At 70.4% G+C, this 18,443-nt stretch carries 12 protein-coding genes; 3 read left to right on the top strand and 9 right to left on the bottom strand.

Annotated features, from left to right (window positions below; genetic code table 11):
* Both ABZ924_RS11015 and ABZ924_RS11020 read right to left on the bottom strand, forming a co-directional pair.
* Positions 1–370 (bottom strand): condensation domain-containing protein (locus ABZ924_RS11015; protein ID WP_361906862.1); only part of this gene is annotated, 370 nt, incomplete at its 3' end.
* Positions 371–998: 628 nt separating this feature from the next.
* A complete protein-coding gene (locus ABZ924_RS11020) occupies positions 999–1,646 on the bottom strand; it encodes a response regulator transcription factor (protein ID WP_361906864.1) in 648 nt (215 codons plus the stop codon).
* A gap of 1,342 nt (positions 1,647–2,988) precedes the next feature.
* Between ABZ924_RS11020 and ABZ924_RS11025 the strand changes: the two genes are divergently transcribed.
* The 3 genes from ABZ924_RS11025 (at position 2,989) to ABZ924_RS11035 (ending at position 10,190) form a co-directional block, all read left to right on the top strand.
* A complete protein-coding gene (locus ABZ924_RS11025; protein WP_361906866.1) occupies positions 2,989–4,539 on the top strand; it encodes a sigma-70 family RNA polymerase sigma factor in 1,551 nt (516 codons plus the stop codon).
* 606 nt (positions 4,540–5,145) lie between these two features.
* Positions 5,146–7,524 (top strand): non-reducing end alpha-L-arabinofuranosidase family hydrolase, encoded by a 2,379-nt coding sequence (locus ABZ924_RS11030; protein ID WP_361906868.1) that lies wholly within the window; start codon positions 5,146–5,148, stop codon positions 7,522–7,524.
* Positions 7,525–7,565: 41 nt separating this feature from the next.
* On the top strand, positions 7,566–10,190 hold the full coding sequence (locus ABZ924_RS11035; RefSeq protein WP_361906870.1) for an RICIN domain-containing protein: 2,625 nt from the start codon (positions 7,566–7,568) through the stop codon (positions 10,188–10,190).
* A gap of 110 nt (positions 10,191–10,300) precedes the next feature.
* Here ABZ924_RS11035 and ABZ924_RS11040 read toward each other — a convergent pair whose 3' ends face one another.
* The 7 genes from ABZ924_RS11040 to ABZ924_RS11070 all read right to left on the bottom strand — a co-directional run bounded on the left by ABZ924_RS11040 (position 10,301) and on the right by ABZ924_RS11070 (position 18,427).
* Positions 10,301–11,500, bottom strand: a complete 1,200-nt coding sequence (locus ABZ924_RS11040) for a low specificity L-threonine aldolase (RefSeq protein ID WP_361906872.1) — start codon at positions 11,498–11,500, stop codon at positions 10,301–10,303.
* A 76-nt stretch (positions 11,501–11,576) separates the two neighbouring features.
* A complete protein-coding gene (locus ABZ924_RS11045; protein WP_361906874.1) occupies positions 11,577–12,863 on the bottom strand; it encodes an MFS transporter in 1,287 nt (428 codons plus the stop codon).
* Positions 12,856–14,103, bottom strand: a complete 1,248-nt coding sequence (locus ABZ924_RS11050; RefSeq protein WP_361906876.1) for a hypothetical protein — start codon at positions 14,101–14,103, stop codon at positions 12,856–12,858. The genes ABZ924_RS11045 and ABZ924_RS11050 overlap by 8 nt, the downstream gene beginning before the upstream one ends.
* Positions 14,100–15,731 carry a class I tRNA ligase family protein gene (locus tag ABZ924_RS11055; protein WP_361906878.1) on the bottom strand — a complete coding sequence of 544 codons (1,632 nt, stop codon included), beginning with the start codon at positions 15,729–15,731 and terminating at the stop codon, positions 14,100–14,102. The genes ABZ924_RS11050 and ABZ924_RS11055 overlap by 4 nt, the downstream gene beginning before the upstream one ends.
* A complete protein-coding gene (locus tag ABZ924_RS11060; protein WP_361906880.1) occupies positions 15,728–16,831 on the bottom strand; it encodes an FAD-dependent oxidoreductase in 1,104 nt (367 codons plus the stop codon). Before ABZ924_RS11060 ends, ABZ924_RS11055 begins: the two co-directional genes overlap by 4 nt.
* Positions 16,824–17,201 (bottom strand): cupin domain-containing protein, encoded by a 378-nt coding sequence (locus ABZ924_RS11065; protein ID WP_361906882.1) that lies wholly within the window; start codon positions 17,199–17,201, stop codon positions 16,824–16,826. Before ABZ924_RS11065 ends, ABZ924_RS11060 begins: the two co-directional genes overlap by 8 nt.
* The gene (locus tag ABZ924_RS11070; protein ID WP_361906884.1) at positions 17,198–18,427 is read right to left on the bottom strand and encodes a SidA/IucD/PvdA family monooxygenase; all 1,230 of its coding nucleotides are present in this window, start codon (positions 18,425–18,427) and stop codon (positions 17,198–17,200) included. Before ABZ924_RS11070 ends, ABZ924_RS11065 begins: the two co-directional genes overlap by 4 nt.
* Between the last annotated feature and the right edge of the window lie 16 nt (positions 18,428–18,443).

An 18,443-nucleotide genomic window follows, 5' to 3' on the forward strand; every position in this document is an offset into this window, starting at 1 on the left:
CTTCGGTGTCGGCCTTCTGGCGTGCCTGGGTCTCGCGTGATGCGCGGTCGTGCACGCCGGAGAGGTCGATGAGGGGTATGCGGACCGGGCCGGGCGCGTCGATGACCTGAACCGGCTCGCCCTGGGCGCCGATGACGAACCGGGTGCGCAGCACCTCGTGCCGGGCCACCAGAGCCGAGAACGCCGTCTCCAACGCCTCCACATCCAACCCGCCCCGCACCCGCAGCACCCGGGGAACCAGATACTCACGCTGGTTGAGCCCAAGTTGGCTGAGGAACCAGAGTCTTTGCTGCGCGAACGACAGCGGAAACCCGCCCTCGCCGGTGTGGGCTGGCCGCCGAGACGCAGCGTTGAAATTGTGGGAGGTCATGGCGGCTCAACCCTTCCGAATAGTGCAGGGGATGCCTCGTGACGAGGAAGAGGCCCTGCCGTCGATGCGGCATTCTTTTTGGTGCTCACCGGTCGGCGATGACACGGATTTCGTAAATGGCGACTGCAGGCACGGCGGGACGGTCTGGGACCGTGCGGTGTCGCGTGACCACACGGGTTGAGAACGTCAACGGTTCTCCGGACATGAGAAATGAGTAGCCTGCATCACCGTCGCTAGGCGACACCTGATCAAGGCGGACGAACGCGGATTCCCCCTTTAACAGCCCTGTTGCGGGGAGGTTCTTGAAAGGCGCACCGAGGCCCCGAGGCGCCTCTGAATCCCTGCAGCAAAGTTCTGAGCTCGATGGGAGACGCTACGTTCCCTGTGGCGCGTGGTAAATCCCTCCCGAGACTTAGCGTCCGGTGATATGGGTCCATCGAAGGATGCTGCTTTCGGCCCGTCCTCCTCCTGTGGGGGGGAAGCGGGCCTACGGGCTCGGGGGCCGGTCGGCACCCCGGGCGCCACTGCCCGGCCCGCTGGCGTGGCCGCGGAGACGGCAGCAGCCGGGCGAAAGGACCTTTCGCCCGGCTGCTGCCGGAGGCATGTGCCCCACGGGATGCGCCCCTGGTCAGCAGCAGGCGGGCGTGCGCTGTGCCTCCAGCTGGAACGATCGCTGCACGAGTCCCGCTTCGTACGCGTAGATCACCGCTTGGATGCGATCGCGCAGGTCAAGCTTGCTCAAGATGCCCTGCACATGTGACTTGACGGTCGACTCGGCCACATTGAGCGCACCGGCGATTTCCGGGTTTGAGAGCCCCTGGATCATGAGCTCGAACACGCGGCGCTCGCGCTTGGTCAGATTCAGCACCTGCTTCCCCGCCGCCCCGCTGGCTCCTTTGAGGTTCACCGACGCACGAGCCAAACTGCCGGCCAGATCACTGCGTACCGGGAGGTAACCAGCAGCGGTGACTCGGATGGCGGCGACAAGCTCGGTCGAACTCATGTGCCGATCGAGCACGATGCATCGGTCGATTCGCAGGAGTTCGACGTCCTGGTCGTCCAGTGAGGGGAGCAGGACAATGAGATGGATGGGGTTGGATTCCTCGGACTGCTCTGCAAGCTTTTCGGCAAGCTCAATCGTCTGATGCGACAATGAGCGCTCGCTGCGGAGAACCACATGGGGTCTCAGTGACGAGGCTATTTTTTGCGCCGTCGCCACGGAGGGGGTATCTCCGACAATGGAAATCCCCCGGTCGTTGTTGAGGAGGGCGGTCATTCCCGCGCACTCTAATTGGTCTTCGAATACGAGAAGTACGTCTATATTTCCTCGTTCGGGCACCTGTTTCCCCCGCTTTTCTGGAAAGGGCCGATGGACCAATAGACCTTAGCTTGTGTGATGCATCGATTCAAGCATGTTTCGCGCCATTCCCTCAGCTCCGGAAGGTTGATCTTGTCCAGAATGGTGCAGTGCGGGTGCGAGTGCGAAGTGTGAAGCAGTGCTTAGGGTGAGGTGGGGCCACTGCGTTTGCCTGCCCTGCGGTGGTGAGTCCCTGATGCAGCCGGGGTGATTGGCGGGGCGAGGCGCTTGGTGCTGCTGTTTGGCGCTCTTGCCTCGCATGATGACTAAGGCTCTCCGTAAATTCGTAGTCGGCCCCCACAAGGTACTGCGGGCATTTCGCACTCAACCCTCGAGCGGCGGGGGAGAGAAACCATAGGTCGGTCTACCACGCCCTCCATTAGATCGGGTCTGCCAGAGCCCGCCGCGGTCCTCGCGGCGCTGCGGGTGGAGGCCGGAGGCGACGGCGGCGAGCGAATCCCCCGGAGGCTTTGCGCGACCTTGCCGCCCGAGGCGCCGCCCACGCGGCAAATGGACACCACCAATGGCGCCGTATTGTTCGCCCGGTGGCCGGAACTTCGACTTTCACGTCGGTGGCCGCTTCTGCGCCCAAGATGAGAAGGGGATTCCATCCTCGTGCCTCTGCGGTCCAGTGACCGACGAGGAGCCGGGGTCAGAGCCTATCCACAATCCCTGGAGATCCGGCCGGCCATGTGCCACGCGGGAGGCGCCGAGGCGGTTCTGACGGTGAAGAGTCTTCAGAAACTTCCTACTGGTCTGATGTTTGCAATCGGCCCCGAGGTACAGGTCGGACACCTTACGACGGCAATGACCAAAACCCTCGCCGGGAACCACCCGCGGCGCGGCCCCGATCATTTGCAGGCCATGGCGACCGTGCATCGCTTTGCCGTTTGGAAGGGCTTCAGGCCCCACGACATGGTGGCCCAGACCTGTGCGCCTGCCGCTCCGGACGGCCGAGGAGTACGCGAGGCGGGACGCGCGGGCATCCTGGCTGAGCGCTCCGCCGAGCTCGAGGCGTTCGATCCGCCGCAGTGGCCTGTCGTCCCTGGCAAGACCGCCCATTGTGCGTCGGCCCGACGGGGTGCGAGCGGCGCGTCGCATGCAACCGACATGTCTGTCCGACTCCTCGCGCCCGTTCCTCGGCGGCGAGGCCGCCGTACCGCGCCCCCCCACCGGCAGGGGCCCGATCCTTGGCAAGGCACAGGCTTTGGTCGCACACCTTTGCGGACGCTAGGGTCTGACGCCGTGATGAGGAGGGTGAATGGGGCTCATGGATGCGGACCACGCGGGGCTGGTCGTCGCGGCGCAGGCCGGGGATGACCGGGCGCGCGAAGAGCTGATCGCCGCCTACCTGCCGTTGATCTACAACATCGTCCGACGAGCGCTGAGCGCACATGCCGACGTCGACGACGTCGTCCAGGAAACGCTGATGCGCGTGGTGCGCGATCTGCCTGCCCTGCGCGCCCCCGACAGCTTCCGCTCCTGGCTGGTGTCGATCACGCTCCGCCAGATACAAACCCATTGGCAACGGCAACGCGTCTTCGCCGGCCGGACCGCGGTCATCGACGAGGCACTCCATATACCGGACGTCCGCCCCGAACCCGAGGACGCGACGATCCTGCGTCTCCACGTGTCGGATGAACGCCGTCAGATCGCCGAAGCCGGCCGGTGGCTCGACCCGGATCACCGGGTGCTGCTGTCACTGTGGTGGCAGGAACGCGCCGGACTGCTGAGCCGTGAGGACATGGCCGCCGCGACGGGCCTTACGGTCGCCCACGTTGGAGTGCGCCTTCAACGCATGCGCGAGCAGCTGGACCTGAGCCGGACGATCGTCGCCGCGCTGGGGGCCCACCCCCGCTGTCCGCAACTGGGGGAGACCGTCGCCGGCTGGGACGGTCTGCCTACGTCGGTATGGCGGAAGCGGATCGCGCGGCACACCCGCGACTGCCCGGCCTGCACGGCGACGACGACGAACCGGGTCCCTGCTGAGCTACTGCTCCTCAGCCTTGCGCCCCTGTCCGTCCCTGCCGGACTCATCGCCGCGCTGGCCGCCAAGGGCCTGGTGTCCGGTTCGGCGGCGAGCGCCGCCGGGCTGGCCACGGCACCCGTCGCCGCCGGCACGGCGACGGGGGGAGGCAGTCTGCACGGGGCGGTGACCGGCAAACTCCACGCGGTGACCGCTCATCCGCTGGCGAGCCTCGCCGCCGGCGCGGTGCTCATCACCGGCGCCGCCACCTACGCAGCCTGGCCGGAACCGGCGCCCCGGGCGCCCGGCGTCACCGCCGCTCCCGCGGTCGGCAATCCCACGCCGATCCCGTCGAGCACCCCCACGTCGGCGGGACCGCCGTCGACGAGTCCGTCCGCCGTTGCAGGCACTGTTCCGCTGGGCGCACAATCACTGGAGTCCGTGGACGAACCCGCCCTGTACCTGACGTATTCGGACGACTTCGCGACGCTGGGCCGGGTCTCCGCGTCCAGTAGCGCGCAGACGCGGCAGCGCGTCACGTTCACGGTGGTCCAGGGTCTGGCGGACACACGGTGCGTCACCTTCCGTGCCGCTGACGGCCGTTATCTGCGGCACCACTATCTGCGGCTGCGGCTGAGCACCGACGACGGCAGCGAACTGTTCCGCGAAGACGCCACCTTCTGTCCGCGCCCCGGGGCGGTTGCAGGGTCGGTGACCCTGCACTCCCACAACTACCCCGGAGCGGTCATCCGCCACCGCGACGGCGGCATCTGGCTCGATGGTTCCGACGGCACTCGGGCTTTCGCCGGCCAGGCCTCCTTCGTCGTCCGCAAGGCCTGGTCTTGAGAACCGCTCCTTGAGCATTCCGGACGCAGCCGCGCAGTGACGGCCGGCGAGCCTCACCCGGTTCCGGCACTGCACGGTTCACAACCCGGCACTGAGCCGAGTGCTGCGCCGAATCCGGCGCCCATGCGCATGCATCGACGTGCGCCCCGTTGAACCGGCCTGCGCGGAAACGGAGCACGGCAACCGCGCACGTGTGCCGTTACGGACACCACTGCTGAGCAGGGCGGCCTCCCCCTTCACAGGGACGACCAGACCGCGGGGCGCGGCGTAACACTTTCTGCCTGCGAGATGCATCACGGGACGATCGCCGGGGTGGCGCCACTTTTTTGTTACGCGGCCTCGGCTTCGGAAGCCTCCACTTCGTGGGGTTCCCTTCCCGCCGCTCACCGTGCGAGCCGACGTGAGGGGTCCCCCACTTTCCCCGTCGGCACATTCACTGAAGAAAGCGCCCCCCATGACGCGACATACCCGTGAACCCCGGGCGACCGGTACGCAGGATCGGCGCCACCTCCTGCACCGCACCCACCCCGCGGCGGATCAGGCCGTACCGGCCGATGCACGCACGATCACGGAACCCAAGGCGACCCGAGACCCCCGAGGAGCATCATGAAGGGCCTGCACCGGCGCGGTCGGCGTCGCCGGACACTGACGATCGGACTGTCGGCCGCGGCGCTGGTGGCCGGTGTCATGACGCTCCTCCCCGGCTCTGCCGGAGCCGCAACACCCCTGGGCACGCAGGCGGCGCCCTCGGGCAGGTACTTCGGCACCGCTGTGGCCGCCGGCAGGCTCGGCGATTCGAGGTACGCCGCCATCCTGGACCGGGAGTTCAACATGATCACCCCGGAGAACGAGATGAAGTGGGACGCCGTCGAACCGTCCCGCGGCAAGTTCACCTTCGGCCCGGCCGACCAGATCGTCGACCATGCCGCGGCGCACGGCCAGCGCCTGCGCGGCCACACCGCGGTCTGGCACTCGCAGCTCCCGTCCTGGGTCGGCTCGATCGGCGACGCGAACACGCTGCGCGGCGTGATGAACAACCACATCACCACCTTGATGACGCACTACAAAGGCAAGATCCACGCCTGGGACGTGGTCAACGAGGCGTTCGCCGACGGCTCCACCCAGCACCGCAGCTCGGTGTTCCAGAACGTGCTGGGCAACGGCTTCATCGAGGAAGCGTTCCGCACCGCCCGGGCGGCCGACCCCTCCGCCAAGCTCTGCTACAACGACTACAACATCGAGAACTGGTCGGACGCCAAGACCCAGGGCGTCTACAGCATGGTCAAGGACTTCACGTCACGGGGCGTGCCGATCGACTGCGTCGGGTTCCAGAGCCACTTCGGCACCGGCGGCCCCCCGTCCAGCTTCCAGACCACCTTGTCGAACTTCGCCGCCCTGGGTGTCGACGTCCAGATCACCGAGCTGGACATTGCCCAGGCGTCGCCCACCCACTACGGCAACACGGTCAAGGCCTGCCTGTCCGTGGCCCGGTGCACCGGCATCACGGTATGGGGCATCCGTGACAGCGACTCCTGGCGCAGAGGCGAAAACCCCCTGCTGTTCGACAGCAACGGCAACCCCAAGGCCGCCTACACCGCCGTCGTGAACGCCCTCAAGACCGCCTCCGACACCACCGGCGGGACCAGTACGGGGGCGATCAAGGGCGTCGCCTCCGGCCGCTGTATCGACATCGACAATTCCACTACTGTCAACGGCACCCAGGCGCAGCTGTGGGACTGCCACGGACGAACCAACCAGCGCTGGACCTACACCTCCGGCAAGCAGCTGATGATCTACGGCAACAAGTGCCTGGACGCCAGGGGCAAGGGCACAAGCAACGGCACCGCGGTGGTCATCGAGGACTGCAACGGCGGCGTCAGCCAGCAGTGGAACATCAACACCAACGGCACGATCGCCGGGGTCCGGTCCGGGCTGTGCCTCGACGCCGTCGGCGCGGCCACCGCCAACCGCACCAAGATCCAGTTGTACTCCTGCTGGTCCGGCGGCAACCAGAAGTGGACCGGCCTGTCCGGGGCGCCGACCCCGACAACGCCCGCGCCGACGGGCGGCCCGTGTGCCCTTCCGTCGACGTACCGGTGGACTTCGACGGGTGCGCTGGCGCAGCCGGCGAACGGGTGGGCCTCGCTGAAGGACTTCACCCACGTGACGTACAACGGCAAGCACCTGGTCTACGGGTCGAACTTCTCGGGATCCTCGTACGGCTCCATGATGTTCGGCCCCTTCACGAACTGGTCGGACATGGCGTCGGCCGGCCAGACCGGGATGGGCCAGGCCGCGGTGGCGCCCACACTGTTCTACTTCGCGCCCAAGAAGATCTGGGTGCTGGCGTACCAGTGGGGTCCGTGGCCGTTCATCTACCGCACGTCGAGCGACCCGACCAACCCCAACGGCTGGTCCGCGCCGCAGCCGCTGTTCACCGGAAGCATCCCCCGCACCGATTCCCCCACCGGCCCGATCGACCAGACCCTGATCGCCGACGACCAGAACATGTATCTGTTCTTCGCCGGTGACAACGGCAAGATCTACCGCGCGAGCATGCCGATCGGGAACTTCCCGGGCAACTTCGGCTCCTCGTACACGACGGTCATGAGCGACACGCCGGACAACCTGTTCGAGGCGCCGCAGGTCTACAAGGTTCAGGGCCGGAACCAGTACCTCATGATCGTCGAGGCGAGGGGCGCGAACCAGGCGCGCTACTTCCGCTCGTTCACGGCCTCCAGCCTGAGCGGTTCGTGGACCCCGCAGGCCGGCAGCGAAAGCAGCCCCTTCGCGGGCAAGGCGAACAGCGGTGCCACCTGGACCAACGACATCAGCCACGGTGACCTGGTCCGCGACAACCCCGACCAGACCATGACCGTCGACCCCTGCAACCTGCGGTTCCTCTACCAGGGCAAGTCCCCCGCAGCGGGCGGCCCCTACGACCGACTGCCGTACCGGCCGGGCCTCCTCACCCTGCAGCGCTGACCTGCCCGATCCACAGTGATATGCAAGGAGAACAACTCCCCATGAAGAACCCCACGAACAGCGGGCGCCGCGGGCGTCACCGCCGTCGCTGGACCGGAACCGGGCTGCTGCTCGGTGCACCCGCCGTCGTCGTGCCGTACCTCCTGTTCGTGCAGGATGACTCGCAGGCCGCGACGGTCGACGGCAATGCCTACTACCGGCTGGTCTCCGTACGCAGCGGCAAGGCGCTGGACGTCAACGCCTTCTCCACCGCCGACGGCACCCGCATCCAGCAGTGGACCGACCAGAACACCGCCAACCAGCAGTGGAGGCTGCGACCCACCGGGGACGGCTACTACGAGCTGGTGAACCGCAACAGCGGCAAGGTACTGGGCATAGCGGGCGATTCGACCGCCCAGGCGGCCGCCGCCGAACAGCAGACCGACAGCTCCTCCACTTCCCAGGAATGGCGGATCGACGAGGTGAGCGGTTCCGGCGCCGTCGTCTTCACCTCCCGCAGGAGCGGCCAGGTCCTGGACGTCTCCGGAGGCTCCACGGCCGACGGCGCGGCAGTCATCCAGTATCGCGGCCATGGCGGCACCAACCAGCAGTGGAAGCTGGTGAGGACGGCCGAGACCCAGACGCCCGGATCCGGACCGTACACGTGGCGAAACGCCCAGGTGGTGGGCGGCGGTTACGTCACCGGGCTGGTGTTCAACCCGCGGGAGAAGGGCCTGCTGTACGCGCGTACCGACATGGGCGGCGCCTACCGCTGGGACACCGGGGCCGAGCAGTGGATCCCGCTGACCGACTGGCTCGGCGAGAAGGACTGGAACCTGCTGGGCGTCGACGCGCTGGCCACCGACCCCGTCGACCCCGACCGGCTCTACCTCGCGACCGGCACCTACACCAACGAGTGGGCGGGCAACGGCGCGATCCTGCGCTCCACCGACCGTGGCCGCACCTTCCAGCGCACCGCTCTGCCGTTCAAGCTGGGCGGCAACGAGGACGGCCGCGGGGCGGGCGAGCGGCTGGCGATCAACCCCGCGGACAACGGCACCCTGCTGCTGGGCACCCGCAAGAACGGCCTGTGGCGCAGCACCGACCACGGCGCGACATGGAGCCAGGTCTCCTCGTTCCCCGTCAAGGACGGGGCGAGCAGCGGTGGCGGCATCTCCTTCGTGACGTACGGCCCGGCAGGCAGCAACACGGTCTACGTCGGAGTCGCCGACAAGTCCGCTTCCCTGTACCGCTCCACCGACGGCGGCAGCACCTGGCAGGCGGTCCCCGGGCAGCCCACGGGCCAGTTGCCGCAGCACGGCGTGGTCTCGGGCGACGGCTCGCTGTACCTGACGTACACCAACGCCCTCGGACCCAACGGCGTGACGGCGGGATCGGTCTGGAAGTACGCACCGGCCGGCGGAACGTGGAAGAACGTCTCCCCGTCCCAGGGCGGCTACGGGTTCTCCGGCCTGGCCGTCGACCCGCGCCAGCCGTCCACGGTGATGGTCACCACCCTCGACCGCTGGTGGCCCGAGGACGAGATCTACCGCACCACCGACGGCGGCACGACCTGGAAGGCGCTGGCGGACAAGTCGGTGCGGAACGCCTCCGGCGCTCCCTACGTCGGCACCCACACCGGGCACTGGATGACCGCCCTGGTCATCGACCCCTTCGACTCCGGGCACGTGCTGTACGGCACCGGCAACGGCATCTGGCGCAGCAAGGACGCCAACGCCACCGACAGCGGCGGCACCAGCCACTGGACCGCGGGGGCGCGGGGCCTCGAGGAGACCGCACTGATGGACGCGATCGCCCCGCCCGGCGGTGCCGCTGTCGTCACCGCCATGGGCGACCAAGGCGGTTTCCGCCACGACGACCTGAACAAGGTCCCGGCCGGGCGGCTGAGCAATCCGGTGATGACCAACAGCACGGACATCGACTTCGCCCAGTCCATGCCCTCGATGATGGTCCGCGTCGGCCACGGCGGCGCGCAGGACGGCGCCTACTCCACCGACGGCGGCATCAGCTGGAACGGCTTCAAGGCCGAGCCGGTGGCCGGTGCCCAGGACGGCCGCGTCGCGCTCGCGGCCGACGGCTCGACCATCGTCTGGACCCAGGCCGGCCAGGTCCCGTACCGCTCGACCGACCAGGGGGCGAGCTGGTCGAAGGTCAGTGGCCTGGGCACCGACGCCGTGGTCGTCGCCGACCGCTCCTCGGCCGGAACCTTCTACTCCCTGTTCCACGGCACGCTGCACGCCAGCACCGACGGTGGGGCGACCTTCACCGCCCGGGCGACCGGCCTGCCCTCCGGCCGGCTCATGGCCGTCCCCGGCGTCGCCGGAGACCTGTGGATCGCCGACGGCGGCCAGGGGCTGCTGCACTCCACCGACGGGGGCCGCACCTTCACCCCGCTCACCACGGTGAAGTCGGCCTCTGCCCTCGGCTTCGGCAAGGCCGCACCCGGTGCCTCCTACCAGGCCCTGTACCTGATCGGCACCGTCAAGGACGTCACCGGAGTCTTCCGCTCCACCGACAAGGGCGCCACCTGGCTCCGCGTCAACGACGACGCCCACCAGTGGGGCAGCATCGGCGGCATCGGCGTCATCACCGGCGACCCCGACGTCTTCGGCCGCGTCTACATCGGCACCAACGGCCGCGGCCTCCAGTACGGCGACCCGTCCTGACCCCGACGCCGTGACGGGGCCGCAGGCACAACGCCTGCGGCCCCGTCACGGCCGAGGGTCCAGCCCGGGGGCCAGGACGCTCGCCTGACCTCCCGGGCCTTCGCCGCCGGCTACTTCGTCTTGCGGTTCGCCGAGAAGGCGGGCGCCTTCCCCAGCGCTTCGATCGCCTCTTCCATCTCGCTGACCCTGCGGCGCAGCTGCACCAGCTCCTCACGCTCGGCCGTGGTCAGCGCGCCCGCCGGCGCCTGGCCCCGCTCCGCCGCCAGCTCCTCCGCGATCGCCGCCGCGAACGCGTCCACGTCGTCCTCGGTGGTGTCGAAGGAGGTCATCCAGCGGACCTCGCCGGCCTGCTCGTTCCAGGTGTAGAAGCGGAAACGCTTCTGCAGGCGCTCGGTGACGGCCGGCGGCAGGACGGCGAAGATCTGGTTGGCCTGCACCGGGCGGGCGATCTCCAGGCCCGGCAGGTCGCGCACCGCCTGGTACAGCCGCTGGGTCATCGCGTTGGAGCGGGCCGCCGAGCGCAGCCAGAGGTCGCCGCCGAGCAGCGCCTCGAACTGCACCGACATGAAACGCATCTTGGAGCCGAGCTGCATGCTCGTCTTGCGCAGGTGGGCCGCGCCGCGCACCGCATCCTCGTTGAGCACGATCACCGCCTCGCCGAAGAGCAGCCCGTTCTTGGTGCCGCCGAGCGAGAGGACGTCCACACCGGCGTCGGTGGTCATCTCGCGCAGGGACACGCCCAGGGTGGCGGCGGCGTTGGCGAGCCGGGCGCCGTCCAGGTAGACGAGCATGCCGAGGTCGTGCGCGTGGTCGCAGATCGCACGGATCTCGTCCGGCGTGTAGCAGGTGCCGAGCTCGGTGGACTGGGCGATCGAGACGACCTTGGGCCGGGCCCGGTGCTCGTCCTCGAAGCCCCACGCCTGACGGTCGATCAGCTCAGGGGTGAGCTTGCCGTCCCATGTGGGCACCGTCAGGAGCTTGATCCCGGCCATCTTCTCGGGCGCGCCGCCCTCGTCGACGTTGATGTGGGCCGACTCGGCGCAGACCACGGCCTCCCAGCGGTCGAGCATGGTCTGGAGCGCGAACACGTTCGCGCCGGTGCCGTTGAAGACCGGGTACGCGTGCGCGGTGGGGCCGAAGTGCCCGCGCACCACTTCCTGGAGGCGCTCGGTGTAGACGTCGGCGCCGTAGCTGACCTGGTGGCCGCCGTTGGCCAGGGCGATCGCCTCAAGGATCTCGGGGTGCGCACCCGCGTAGTTGTCGCTGGCGAAGCCGCGCTCGTCCGGGTCGTGTCGTCGCTGTACGGTCATGGTGCTCGCTGCTCGCTTACTTGTCTCGGTCGTAGGGTGTGACACATGGGGGTCGGAGGGGCGCCGACCGGTCCGCTCAGGCCGGCGCCGGCGCCGGCTCCGTCCGCGCGCGGGCCTTCTCCAGGCCGCGGACCAACGGCGGCGCGGCGAGCCCGAGCAGGGCGAAGAGCGCCGCGAGGACCAGCCAGCCGGTCGCCGCCGCGCCGACGACCAGGGAGGTCATCAGCCACGGCCCGGCGAACTGCTGGAGCCCGCGCCCCAGGGAGAACACCGCCTGGTACTCCCCCTGCCGGCCCGCGGGGGCGAGCCCGAAGGACAGGCCCCAGCTCGCCGACGCCTGGTACAGCTCGCCGAGGACGAGCACCAGCGCGCCGCCCAGCAGGGCCGCGCTGTCCAGGAGCGCGCCGTGCCCCCCGCTCACCGCGAAGACCAGGCAGGACGCCCCCAGCGCCCACCCCGCCCAGCGCAGCATACGTGCCGCTCCCGCCGGGGTACGCGCGCCCCTGCTGACCACGACCTGGAACAACAGCACCAGGACGGTGTCCACGATCAGCAGCCCCGACACCAGCAGCGCGGGCGCGTCGGTGCCGGTGACGATCCACAGCGGCAGACCGACCGTCAGCAGCGGGTGGTACAGCTCGAGAGCGCCGCACACCAGCGCGACCGCCACGTAGCGCACGTCCCGCAGCGCGGCGCTGCGCAGTACCCCGCCCGGCGCCTCGGCGGCGGTGGCCCGGGGCCCGGCGCCCGCGGGCAGCCGCATCCCGAGCAGCACGGCGACGGAGACCAACTGGAGGGCGGCGTTGGCCAGGACCGTGGCGTACAGGGCGGTCGAGGTGCCGGCCGCGATGGCGGCTCCGGCCAGCGCGGCGCCGCCGAGGAAGCCCAGGTTGAACAGGCTGCGCATCTGCGCGCTGACCCTGACCCGCTCCGCCTCGCCCACCAGCGCGTCGGTGAGCGACGCCTGCAGCGCGCCCGCCGAGGTCTCCAGGACCGCGAGGGCGCAGGCGACCGCAAGGAACGCGGCGAAGCCGTCCACCAGGCAGTACGCGGTGAAGCCGGCGGCCGCGAGCAGGAAGTTGACGGTGAGCACCCGGCCCGCGCCGAGCCGGTCCGCGAGCCGGCCGATGGGCACGGTGCAGAGCAGACCGCAGAGCCCGGCGACCGACAGGGCGAGGCCCACGCGCTGGGCGGGGATGCCGATGGTCCGGGTGAAGAACACGGCGCTGGAGGTGAGGAACACCCCGAGCCCCAGGGACTGGATGAGCGTGAGGACGCCGAGTCTGCGCGCGTTCCCGGCGGCCGGAAGGGTCTCCCGGAACCACGCGCGCAGCACGGTGCCGTACCGGCGTGCCTCAGCCACGCGGCTCGGCTTCCCCGGCCCGCTCGGTCCGCAGCCCGTACACCTCCATCGCGGTGTGCACGGCGGCGCGCACCTCGGCGGCGCTCCGCCCCCGCAACCGGAAGATCCCGCAGCCCTCGTCATAACTGCCGGGCCCGGTCATGACCTGGCCGATCGCGGGCAGTTCCTCGTGGTAGACCTCGGGGACGGCCGACCGGGGCGAGGTGCGCGCGACGACCCGTCCGGGCAGCTCGCGCGGAGCGGGGTAGATGAGCCAGCCGCCGGCCCGGGGCTCGACCGGTTCGGACGGCTGCCACAGCGGGGGCAGGCCCAGGGCCGCCCGGAACGCCTCGGCGAACAGGTCGATGCCGTAGAGGTCGACGTGCAGGAACGGCACCTGCGCGCCGCCCGGCCGCAGCCCGACCTCCAGGAACACCAGCTCGCCCCCCGGGCGCCGGATCGCCTCCAGGTGGAACGCGCCGTCGCGCAGCCCGAGCGCCCGCAGACAGCGGTCGGCGAACGTGGTGAGCTCGTCGCGCTCGGGGCCCGGGTCGAGCAGGACCGAGCCGAGCGGGCGGCCGTGTGCGTAGTCCAGGCAGGTGTGGACGTACTGGGAAGCGGTGACGAAGTGGAGGCGGCCGGCGCGGCGGACGCCGTCGACGTGGAAGATGTCCCCCTCGACATACTCCTCGCACTCGTACGCCTCGGGGTCGACGTCCTGGAGCGCGTCGCGCAGTTCCTCGAGGCCGTGGACGACCGTGACTCCCTGGGAGCCCGCCGCGGCGCGCGGCTTGAGGACCAGGGGCAGACCGCCGAGGGCGTCGACGACAGCCTCCGCCGAGGGCGCGTCCTCGAGGCGCAGGAACCGGGGAACCCGCAGTCCGGCCGCGCCGACCGCGCTCTTCATGGCGGGCTTGTCCTTGAACCGCTCGACGAGGTCGAGACCGTAGCCGCCGGGGACGCCGAGTGCGGCCGAGAGCCGGGCGGCCGTCAGGATGTCGTACTCGGACTGGCCGAAGACGGCCTCGGGCGTGCCGTGCCGGTCCGCGATCTCCCGTACGAGGGGCAGCAGGTCGTCGTGGGCGAGGCTGTCGCGCACATGGACCTCGGTCGCCCCGTCCTGGTCGAGCGCGGGCAGCCCGCCGGGGGTGGTGAGGTACACCGTCCGGCAGGGGTGGCCGTCGAGGAAACGGTGGTATTCGCCGAACTCGTCGCCGGAGCGGTTGAGGACGACGTACAGCGGTGTGGTCCGGTCGGTCACGCGTCCGCTCCCGGTCGCAGGGTGTCGGGCAGGCAGGCGTCCAGATCGGCGGCGCTCACCCGGCCGAAGCCGGGCGCGGGCCGGTCCCGGTGGGCCGGGGTCCTGGCGAGGAAGGCCGCCGCGCGAGGCTCTCCGGCGCCGCCGAGGCGCTGCCAGAGCAGCTCGGCGAGGTCCGGCATCACCGGGAACGCCAGCAGGGACAGGCCCTTGAGCCACCAGTAGGCGCCGTCCTCGGCCGCGTGGGCGACCGTGTCGTCGGCGCACCAGCGGTCGAGCGCCGCGACCGCGCGCCGGGTCGAGACACGGGCGCCGTCGAGCGCCGCGGACTGCTCGGCGAGCAGGGATTCCAGGAGGTCGGCGACGGCCGGGGCGGGCGCCTGCGGCGGCCCCTCGGGCAGTCGGCTCCAGGCGGCGTCGATCCGCTTGCCGAGGCCGTCGGCGAGCGTGGCGTTCGCGGTGTGGAGGAAGTCCGCAGTCTCGAAGCTCGCCGCCCCGGACTCCAGATCGGCCCCGGCGAGGTAGTACCGGACGGTGTCCACACCGATGGCGGGCGACGCGGCGATGTCCGCCGCCCAGATGGCGTGCCGGGCGCTGGTGGAGAACTTCCGCCCGGCCAGCTCGTAGAAGTGGTTGATCAGGCACCGGTCGTACGGCTTCATGTCGCCGTGCAGCAGGCTGGTGCCGACGATCGAGACCAGGGTGGGGATGACGTTGTCGATCCCCAGGGTGGTGATGGTGGTGACCCCGGAGTCCGGATCGAAGGCGTTCACGCCGATGCCGGAGAGCCGGCCGTGGACGGCGCCGGCGAGGCGGGCGAACATGAAGATCCCGGCGTACGGGAAGAGGGCGCGCGGCACGTCCGGCTCGGCCGCGGGCAGCGCAAGCCCCCACGTCTGCGGGGCGCTCAGCCGTACGGTCAGGCCGTCGCGCTCCAGGAAGCGCGCCACGGTCGCCCGGTAGCGGTCGGCGACGCCGAGGTCCACGAGCGTGGCGTCCAGGAGGTCGCGGTCCGGCAGCCGCAGGAAGAGGCTGGAGATCTCCCGCCAGGTCAGCGGCCCCTCGTCGAGCAGGGGGCGCGGCTCGACGACCGACTCGGGCAGGAAGTGCGCACTGCACTCCTCGCAGAAGTAGCTGGCGATGCCCGCACCGCACTCGGGGCAGCGGCCCTGGAGCCAGCCGCCCACCACCCAGCGGTCCGACGCCGCGCAGTGGGGCACCCGCTCGGTGCGCGTCAGCACCGCGCCCCGGGCCGTCAGCCGCTCGATCGAGGCGGCGACCTCCTGCTCGAACTGCTCCCGCCAGGGCTGCTGATCCGGGACGATGAACGCGTCGACGCCGATGCGCAGCGCGGCCAGGTCGTCCTGGATGCGCCGCCCGTAGCGGGCGGCGACCTCGCCGGGCGTGGAGTCCTCGGCGTGCGCCCTGAGCGTCACGTACGACTCGTACACATCGCTGCCGGTGATCACCAACGGCAGGTCGCCCCGGACCCGCAGATGCCGCGCGATCATGTCCGACCACAGGAAGGGGCCGCCGATGTGGCCGAGGTGCAGGGGGCCGTTGGGCGTGGCCTCGGGCGGCACCAGGAGGTAGTGGCGGGGGGTGTGCGTGCCCCCGGTCAGCAGGCTCATGTTCGCGTTCTCCTGTCGAGCAGGTTCAGTGCGTCCTCGGCCATGGCCGGGGCGAGTCGGTAGCCGGAGCCGGAACCGCCGATGGCCATGACCACGTCGTCGTCGCCGACCGTGTCCACGATCGGCAGATGGCCGGGGGTGAAGCAGTCGCTGAAGACCCGGCCGCCGAGCAGGTGCGGCAGGAATCCCGGTACGTGCCGGGCGAGCAGGGCTCGGGCGAGTTCCCGGTCGCGGGCATCGATGGCGAGCGGTTCGTCGGGGCCGCGGTCCCAGTCGGGCGAGGTGATGCTGAAGATCCAGTGGCCGCCGGGGCGGTGGGGGAGCAGGAAGGCGTCGGCGTCCTCCAGGACGAGTGCCGGGGCGCCCGGCGGAGGCGGCGTCATGATGTGGAACGCCACCACCTTCTTGACCCGGGCCCCGTGCTCGCGGGCAGCCGCCGCCACCGGGCCGTCGAGGACCCAGGGGCCGGGCGCGAGGACCGCCTGGGCGGCGGTGATCCGGCTGCCGTCGGCGGCGACCAGTTCGATGCGCCCGCCCGTACGGCGTACTTCGGTGACCCGGAAGCCCTCCAGGAGGGTGTTGTCCGGGCGGCCGAGGACCTCGTCGAGGAGCCGGTCGGTGAGCCGTTGGGGCTGACCTGCGGTCATGGGGGCGGTGGCCAGGAGGACTTCGTCGCTGCCGTGGGCGAGCCCGGGGAACGTCCGGTCGAGCAGGGCTCGCTGCTCCCCGGTGACCGGGCGGGTGCGTCCGCCGTCGGCCATGGTCGCGTCGAGCGCGGCCGTGTTCTCGCGCGCCACCAGCCAGCGGACGTCGACCGGCACGCGTCCGGCGTCGCCGAGTGAGGCGGCGAGCTCGTCGAAGAGCGCGGTGCTGCGGGCGGCCAGGGCGCGCTGGGCCGGGTTGTGCCCCGTAGGCGTGTCGAACCCGGCCGAGAGGCGGGTCGCGCCCGTCCCCCGTCCGGCGTGCGTGATCACGGCGACGCGGCGGCCCGGGTCCCGGCGCACGGCGTAGTACGCGGCGAGGGCGCCGACCGCGCCCGCGCCGACGACGGCGAGGTCGTAGTGGGGCGCCTCACCGGTCCCGGTGGTGCGCTCACTCATCGGGCGCCGACCACCAGAAGGAGTAGATGACCAGTTCCTCGCCCTGGTCGGCGAAGATCTCGTGGACGGCCTGCGAGGCGAAGCCCACCACGGAGCCGGGCCCGACGAGCGACCGTTCGCCGTCCACCTCCAGGGTGCCGGATCCGGCGTGGACCACCCAGATCTCCTGGACCGCGTGCTGGTCGGGCGAGCTGGTCCCGCCCGACGGCACGGTGAAGCGGGCCGCCTTGAACGGCACGTGCGGGAAGACCGAGCGGGCGAAGTCCGCCTCGGCGACGGTCACTCCGTCGGATTCCACCTCGGTCGGACCGAAGGGGACCAGGACGCCGACCGCCTCGGCCTGGAACTGCGAGACCTCGACAGCGGTCATACCGGATACCTCGTCTCACCGAGCATGCTGTTGAGGATGACCGCGCTGCGCCAGGCGAGCAGGCTGAGATTGGGATCGGCGACGCCCCAGGAGTGCCGGGCGCCGTTCTGGAGGTAGATCCGGTTTTCCGCAGGTCCGTCCCATGCGACCGAGAAGTCGTCGCCGACGACGAGCATCCCGCCGTCCCGCCGCAGCCGCGCGTCCAGCGGAGCCATGAAGTCCGGCAGCGCGTAGGCGTATCCGGTGCTCAGGATCACGATGTCGGCGGCGAGCACGGCGGGTGCCTCCGGGCCCGAGGACTCGACGACGAGCTTCCATTCGTCGGGGCCGCCGTCGATCGCGGTGACCGCGCAGTCCGCCATGAAGCGCAGCCTGCCGGGGTTGTTCTCGATGAACTCGTCGCGGTAGCTCAACCGGTAGATGTCCTGCAGGACTTGGAGGTCGATGCCGTCGCTGGTGTACTTCTGCCGCTCCAGGAGCCGGGCCTTGTGGTCGGCGGGCAGCGCGTGGAAGCGGCGTACGTAGTCGGGCGTGTAGAGGTCGTTGGCGAACGGCGAGTCGTCCATCGGCAGGAACGACGAGCGCCGGCTGACCCAGGTGATGCTCTCGGGGGCCGCGCCGGTCGCCAGGTGCCGCACGATCTCCGCGCCGCTCTGGCCGCCGCCGACCACGACGACCCGTCGTCCGGTCACCTCGGGGGCCCGCAGCAGGAACTCCCCGGAGTGGAAGACGGTGGGGCCGAGGAAGGGGCGGAACGGCTCGGGGACGGACGGGGTGAGGCCGGTGCCGAGCACGAGATGACGCGCAATCACTTCGTTTTCGCCGGTCCGGAGGTGGAAGGCACCGTCGTGGAAGTCCACGCTGTGTACGTCCGCCCCGAACGTGAGGCTCGGCAGCCGCCCGGCGACCCACTGGAGGTACTGGTTGAACTCGGCGCGCAGGACGGCCGGGAAGTCCGCCGCCAGGAACCGGTAGAGCCGGCCCTCACTCGCGAGGAACGACAGGAACGAGAAGGGACTGGTCGGGTCGACCAGCGTCACCAGGTCCTTGAGCAACGACACCTGGAGGGTGGCCTCGGGCAGCAGCAGTCCGGGGTGCCAGGAGAAGCTCTCACGGCGTTCCAGATGGGCGCCGCGCAGCCCTTCGACCGGATGTGCGAGCGCCGCGAGGCTCATGTTCGCGGGGCCGATGCCGACGGCCGCGTAGTCGAGTATGTGTGCGTTCATGGTGGGGTCCGCCGGG

Source organism: Streptomyces sp. NPDC046876, assembly GCF_040645035.1.
GTDB lineage: Bacteria > Actinomycetota > Actinomycetes > Streptomycetales > Streptomycetaceae > Streptomyces.

Excerpts from the sequence above, each read along its gene's own strand:
- ABZ924_RS11070 (WP_361906884.1), bottom strand. The coding sequence starts at position 18,427 with ATGAACGCACACATACTCGACTACGCGGCCGTCGGCATCGGCCCCGCG.
- ABZ924_RS11035 (WP_361906870.1), top strand. The coding sequence starts at position 7,566 with ATGAAGAACCCCACGAACAGCGGGCGCCGCGGGCGTCACCGCCGTCGC.
- ABZ924_RS11025 (WP_361906866.1), top strand. The coding sequence starts at position 2,989 with ATGGGGCTCATGGATGCGGACCACGCGGGGCTGGTCGTCGCGGCGCAG.
- ABZ924_RS11055 (WP_361906878.1), bottom strand. The coding sequence starts at position 15,731 with ATGAGCCTGCTGACCGGGGGCACGCACACCCCCCGCCACTACCTCCTG.
- ABZ924_RS11030 (WP_361906868.1), top strand. The coding sequence starts at position 5,146 with ATGAAGGGCCTGCACCGGCGCGGTCGGCGTCGCCGGACACTGACGATC.
- ABZ924_RS11040 (WP_361906872.1), bottom strand. The coding sequence starts at position 11,500 with ATGACCGTACAGCGACGACACGACCCGGACGAGCGCGGCTTCGCCAGC.
- ABZ924_RS11065 (WP_361906882.1), bottom strand. The coding sequence starts at position 17,201 with ATGACCGCTGTCGAGGTCTCGCAGTTCCAGGCCGAGGCGGTCGGCGTC.
- ABZ924_RS11020 (WP_361906864.1), bottom strand. The coding sequence starts at position 1,646 with ATGACCGCCCTCCTCAACAACGACCGGGGGATTTCCATTGTCGGAGAT.
- ABZ924_RS11060 (WP_361906880.1), bottom strand. The coding sequence starts at position 16,831 with ATGAGTGAGCGCACCACCGGGACCGGTGAGGCGCCCCACTACGACCTC.